The organism is Acidisphaera sp. L21 (assembly GCF_009765685.1).
Classification (GTDB): Bacteria; Pseudomonadota; Alphaproteobacteria; order Acetobacterales; family Acetobacteraceae; genus LMUY01.
This window is the reverse complement of record NZ_LMUY01000138.1, coordinates 12,478-17,870: the sequence shown is the minus strand read 5'-3', so window position 1 is coordinate 17,870 and position 5,393 is coordinate 12,478. Positions and strand designations below refer to the sequence as shown.

At 66.5% G+C, this 5,393-nt stretch carries 5 protein-coding genes; 1 reads left to right on the top strand and 4 read right to left on the bottom strand.

Annotated elements, in window-relative coordinates:
- On the top strand, positions 1-534 hold a 534-nt coding region (locus tag GSQ76_RS25860; RefSeq protein ID WP_158746972.1), incomplete at its 5' end, for an amino acid ABC transporter ATP-binding protein.
- A 5-nt stretch (positions 535-539) separates the two neighbouring features.
- Here the strand turns inward: GSQ76_RS25860 and GSQ76_RS25855 are convergent.
- The 4 genes from GSQ76_RS25855 to GSQ76_RS25840 all read right to left on the bottom strand — a co-directional run.
- Positions 540-1,841 (bottom strand): NtaA/DmoA family FMN-dependent monooxygenase, encoded by a 1,302-nt coding sequence (locus GSQ76_RS25855; protein WP_158746971.1) that lies wholly within the window; start codon positions 1,839-1,841, stop codon positions 540-542.
- Positions 1,842-1,991: 150 nt separating this feature from the next.
- Positions 1,992-3,035, bottom strand: a complete 1,044-nt coding sequence (locus tag GSQ76_RS25850; protein WP_158746970.1) for an ABC transporter substrate-binding protein — start codon at positions 3,033-3,035, stop codon at positions 1,992-1,994.
- Positions 3,032-5,098, bottom strand: a complete 2,067-nt coding sequence (locus tag GSQ76_RS25845) for a hydantoinase/oxoprolinase family protein (RefSeq protein WP_158746969.1) — start codon at positions 5,096-5,098, stop codon at positions 3,032-3,034. The genes GSQ76_RS25850 and GSQ76_RS25845 overlap by 4 nt, the downstream gene beginning before the upstream one ends.
- Positions 5,095-5,393, bottom strand: a 299-nt coding sequence (locus tag GSQ76_RS25840; protein ID WP_174247404.1) for a hydantoinase B/oxoprolinase family protein, incomplete at its 5' end; no start/stop codon positions are given. The genes GSQ76_RS25845 and GSQ76_RS25840, both read right to left, overlap by 4 nt.

Sequence of the window (5,393 nt, the reverse complement as noted above, 5' to 3'; positions counted from 1 at the left end):
GTACCAGTGCGCGACGTGGCGAAGGCGCGGTCGAAGGCACGGATCGGCATGGTGTTCCAGCAATTCAACCTGTTCCATCACCTGACCGCGCTGGAGAATATCACCGAGGCGCCGGTCCGGGTTTACGGCGTCGCAGCCGCAATCGCCCAGGCTACGGCGGCCCAGCTGCTTGCCGGGCTAGGCCTGTTTCACCTGGCGCATCGGCTGCCACACCAGCTATCGGGCGGCCAGCAGCAGCGCGTGGCCATTGCCCGTGTGCTGGCGACGGAACCGCGGGTGATGTTGCTGGACGAGCCGACCAGCGCGCTGGACCCCGAACTGGTGGGTGAGGTGCTCGCGGTGATCCGCCGGCTTGCCGCCAGCGGCATGACCATGATCGTCGTTACGCACGAGGTGCGATTTGCCAGGGAGGTGGCCGACCGGGTGGTCTTCATGGACGAAGGCGTGGTGGTGGAGGAGGGACCGCCCAGTGTGGTCCTGGACGCGCCCGTGCATGTGCGCACGCGGCGTTTCCTGCAGCTGGTCAGCGCATAGGCGCCTCAGAACGCCATCAGATTGTCCTTGAACAAGCTATGTTCGTATACCGTGCGGGTCAGGCCGCGGCGCTGCAGTTCCGGCACCAGCCCGTCACATAGCTCAATGACGTAACGGCGGTCGAACGTCGCATTGAAGAACAGGAAGCCGTCGCCGCCGACTTCCTCCATCATCTCCGCCATGATGCCGGCGACGTGGTCGGCCGTGCCGGTCAGGTCCAGGCCCTGCTTCACGGCCTGGTTCATGCCAAGCTGGCGTGGCGTCTTGCCGATCCATTTGGCCAGGGCGGATTGATGCCCGTTCGTCTCCAGCCCCTGCAGCGGCTCGTCGGGGTCGAAGGTGGCGAAATCGATGTTGGTCAGCCGCGACATGTTGGCGAGCTGCATGTCCAAATGCTGGTTCGCATCCGCCTGCTGCATGCGCCGGCGTTCCTGCGCCGCCGCCAGCGTGGTGTCGATCACAGGGTTTGCCAGGAACAGCACCTTGATGCTGTCCGGGTCGCGCCCGGCAGCGACCGCATTGCGCCGCACGGTGTCGCGGTAACGCTTCATCGCCTCCGGATTGCCAGCATCGGCGATGATCGTATCCGCCCAGCGTGCGGCGAAAAGCTGCCCGCGGGCCGAGCCGCCGGCCTGGCAGATCGGTGGCCGGCCTTGTGGCGAGCGCGGCGCATTCAGGGGCCCGCGGCAGCGGAAATAGCGGCCCTCGTGGTTCACCACATGCACTTTGCTGCCATCGGCGAACATCGGCGTGTCGCGATCCAGCAGAACCGCATCCGGCTCCCACGCATCCCATAGCTTGGTCACCAGGTCGGTGAATTCCTCCGCCCGGTCGTATCGCTCGTCATGCGGTAATTGGCCGTCATGGCCGTAATTCTGCGCCGCGCCATCATTGCTGCTGGTGACGCAGTTCCAACCGATCCGGCCTTCCGTCACATGGTCGAACGAGTTGATCAGCCGGGCGAGCAGGAACGGTGGATACTCGCTGGTCGACAGCGTCGGGATGATGCCGAGGTGCTTGGTGGCCTGGGCAAGGTAGGCGACGAGCACGGAGGGGTCGAGCTTCGGCGTGCTGGCGGCATATTTGAGGTAGGTGTCGTGGCTGCCATTGAATTGGTAGGGCAGCATCGAGGAATCTTCGATGATGAGGTAGTCGAAACAGGCCCGTTCCAGAGACCGGGCGAGGTCGACGAACAGATCCGGCATCATCCAGCGCGCGGTGTCGCTGCCGGGCCACGGGCCGCGCCAGCCTTTCGGGCCGTAGCCCTGGGACAAGAACCAGGAGAGGTGGAATTGTTTCCGTGCCATGCCGGTATGCCCCATTCAGCCGGCTTGCGTCACCCGGCCCCGATCGTCAGTACTGCAACCCTATCAGACGAATCTCTGGGGGCAAAGCAGCGACGCGATGGTTCGTAGGATCCTCCTTCTTGCGCCGCGCCGTTTGGTGAAGACGTGCGCTCAGCGCCGGCCGAAGATTGCGACGACATCCGTCACGAGGCTGTCGTGGTCGCGCAGAACGGTGTCGTGGCCGGGGTTCCACAGTTTCATCCCGCTCAGCGGCGGATTACCCGGCGCAGGCGCGACATCTGGGCGGAACGAGTAGACGCCGCGCAGGCGCACCAATTCGGTCTGCGCCGCCTTGGACAGATACCAATTGCCGAACAGCTCGGCCGCATTCGGGTGCGGCGCGCCGGCCAGCAGCATCATCGGGTAATTGACGAAGGGAATTCCCTCGCTTGGGTAGACCGGCTGGATCGGCGCGCCTTGCCCAACGCGCAGCGGGTAGTCGTCGAGCGAGTCGGTGATGCCAACCGTCGTCTCCCCCCGCGCCACGGATTGCACGACGGCGGCGTAGGTACTGAAGATCTTCGACTCCTGGGCTGCCAGCGCGGGCAGGTATGTCGCGGGCATGGACTGCTTCATGAAGTCGAACTGCACCCAGGACGTGCCGCCAGTCGTCACCGCGGCCATGCTGACATTGCCCTTCCACTTGGCGTCCAGCAGGTCCGCCCAGGATTTCGGCGCCTCGGCCGCCGTCAAGGATTGGGTGTTGTAGATCATGTACATCAGCGCGCCAGACGCACCGTACCACCAGCCCTGCTGCTTCGCATTGGCGGCGAACATCGCGGCCTGCGGCGGTGTCCAGGGGCGCAGCATCTTGGCGTCGATCATGCGCTGGGTCAGCGCTTCGTCGGTAATGATGGTCAGGTCGGCCTGGGTCTTGCCGGCCTGGCTTTCGGTTTGCAGCCGTTCGTAAAGGCGTCCGGTGACGGCCGAGATGACGGAGACCTGGATGCAGGGGAACGCTTGCTGGAATTTCTGCACGATCTGCCGCTCATCCGCGTCACGCTGCGCGGTGTAGTATGTAACCTTCCCCTCGGCGCAGGCCGCCGCCACCAGTTCGGGCGTGGCAATCGTCTCACCCTCCACAACCGGGCTGGGCGTTGCGGCGAGCGCCGGGCCGGTGACAAACAGGGCGGCGAGGACCAGGCGGACGGTCATGAGCGGGCTCCTTGGGTCGGTGCGTGCAGGCGCATGATGAGGTTGCCGAATTCATCGACGACAACACTGGCTGCGGGGCCAATAACGCAGGTCGTCTCCGCCTCGGTAATCAGCGCCGGGCCGTCGAGAGTGGTGCCGACCGCCAGCCGGTCCCGCGCGTAGATGGGGGTCGCGACGTAGCCACCAGCCTCGGCGAAATAGGCGTCGCGGTGGCCCATCAGGGGGGCGCCACCGGCGGCACTTTTGGCGTCAAACTGCACCTCGGTCACGGATGGGGGTGCCAGCACGCGCACGCGCCAAGACACGATTTCCACCGCCAGCATGTCCAGGCTGCGCTTGAATCGATCCCGATACGTGCCGTCGAAAATTGTCCGTAACGCGGCGGCATCGCGCGCCGTCACCAATCCGGCCGGGATTGTGACGCCGACCTCGAATCCTTGCCCGGCGTAGCGCATGTCGGCGGTGATTTCGGTCGTGATCTCCGCTTCGGTGACGTTGCCTTCGCGCAGGATGCCGCGGCCGCGGGCATCCAGTTCCACCAGCAGCCCATCGACCACGCCCCAATCCAGGGTGTCGAGCGGGGCGACCAAACTCCGCGTGAACTCCACACTGCGCGGCGCGACCAGCATCCCAATTGCGGAGGCGACGCCGGCGCCGCGGGGAAAGATCACTTCCGGCAGGTTCAGCAGCCGCGCGAGCGCGTAGGCGTGCACCGGGCCAGCACCGCCGAACGCGACCATGCGATAGTTCTGCGCGCCGGTCCCGGCCTCGGCGATATGCACGCGCGCGGCGGTCGCCATGTTGTTGTCGACCACGCGGGCAATGCCAACCGCTGTCTGTGTCACATCAAGCCCCAGTGGTTCGCCCAACGCATGCAGCGCTGTTTTGGCCGCCTCGGCGCTCAACTGCATCCGGCCCCCCAGGAAGCCATCCGGCGCCAGGTAGCCCAACACCAGATCCGCGTCGGTGACGGTCGCGTCCATGCCGCCAGCGCCATAGCACGCCGGGCCGGGCACCGCGCCGGAGCTTCGTGGCCCGACACCCAGCAGGCCCAGCTGATCGGTCGCGGCGATGCTGCCGCCGCCCGCCCCGATCTCGATCAACTCGATGACGGGGATGCGCAGTGGCAGGCCGCTGCCTTTCTTGAAGCGCCGGATGCGGGCGGCTTCCAGCTCGTGCGTGCGGTGCGGCTGGCCATGATGGATAAGGCTCAGTTTGGCCGTCGTGCCGCCCATATCGAAGGCGATGACGTCGGTCCAACCAGCCTGCCGGGCCAGGAACGCTGCGCCCATCGCGCCCGCTGCCGGACCCGACTCGACCAGCGCGATCGGCTGCTCGCTGGCGGCGCGTGCCGTGGTGATCCCGCCATCGGACAGCATCACGAAGAGTGGCACGCCCAACGACTGCTCCAACTCCAGCAGATACCGTGTGGCGATCGGGGCGATATAGGCGTTGGCGACGCAGGTGGAAAACCGCTCGTATTCGCGGACCTCGGGCGCGATCTCGGCGGAGGTGCACACTGCGAGGTCGGGGAAGGCGGCTTGCACGATCGCCTTGGCGCGGTCCTCGTGCACCGGGTTGCGGTAGCTGTTGAAGAAGGCGATTGCCACGGACCGTATCCCGGCGCCGTGCAGCATCGCCGCCGCCTCCGCCACGTCCGCCTCGTTCAGCGGCAGCACGACGCTGCCATCGGCGCCCAGCCGCTCCCGAATTGGGCGGCGGAAGCGCCGGGCGACCAGGGGGGCCGGTCGCTCCAACTGCAGGTCGAACGTGTCGTAGCGCAGTTCGGTGCCAATTTCGAGCACGTCGCGATAGCCGTCGGTGGTGAGCAGACCGGCCGGCACGCCGCGCCGCTCGATCAGCGCATTGGTGACCAGGGTCGTGCCGTGGACCACTAGGCCAGCCGGCATATTCAGCGCCGCCAATCCGTTCACGATGGCCCGGCGTGGGTCATCGGGCGTGGTCAAGAGTTTGTTCAGGCTCAGCGTGCGGGTTTCGGTGTCGTAGACGGCGACGTCGGTGAAGGTGCCGCCGACATCCGCACCAGCCAAGTAGCGGGTCATAGGCCGTACACCTCCCGTGCCGCTGCCGGGGATATGATCTCGGCATCCACATCGTCCTGCACTGCCGCGCGGTCCCGCTGCAATGGATCCCCGAAGCCGCCGCCACCGGGATAGCGCACGACCAGCCGGTCCCGCCCGGCGATCGGGCTTTTGCCCTTCAGCGGGAACCCGCTTTCCCGGCCGTTCCACACCACCCGGGATGGCGCACCGGCAAGGCCGCCATTGACGCCCAGCGCCGGGTGCTCGCGCCGTTCGACCAGCAGCGACAAGGTGCCGGGCTGGTCGGTTGCGAGTT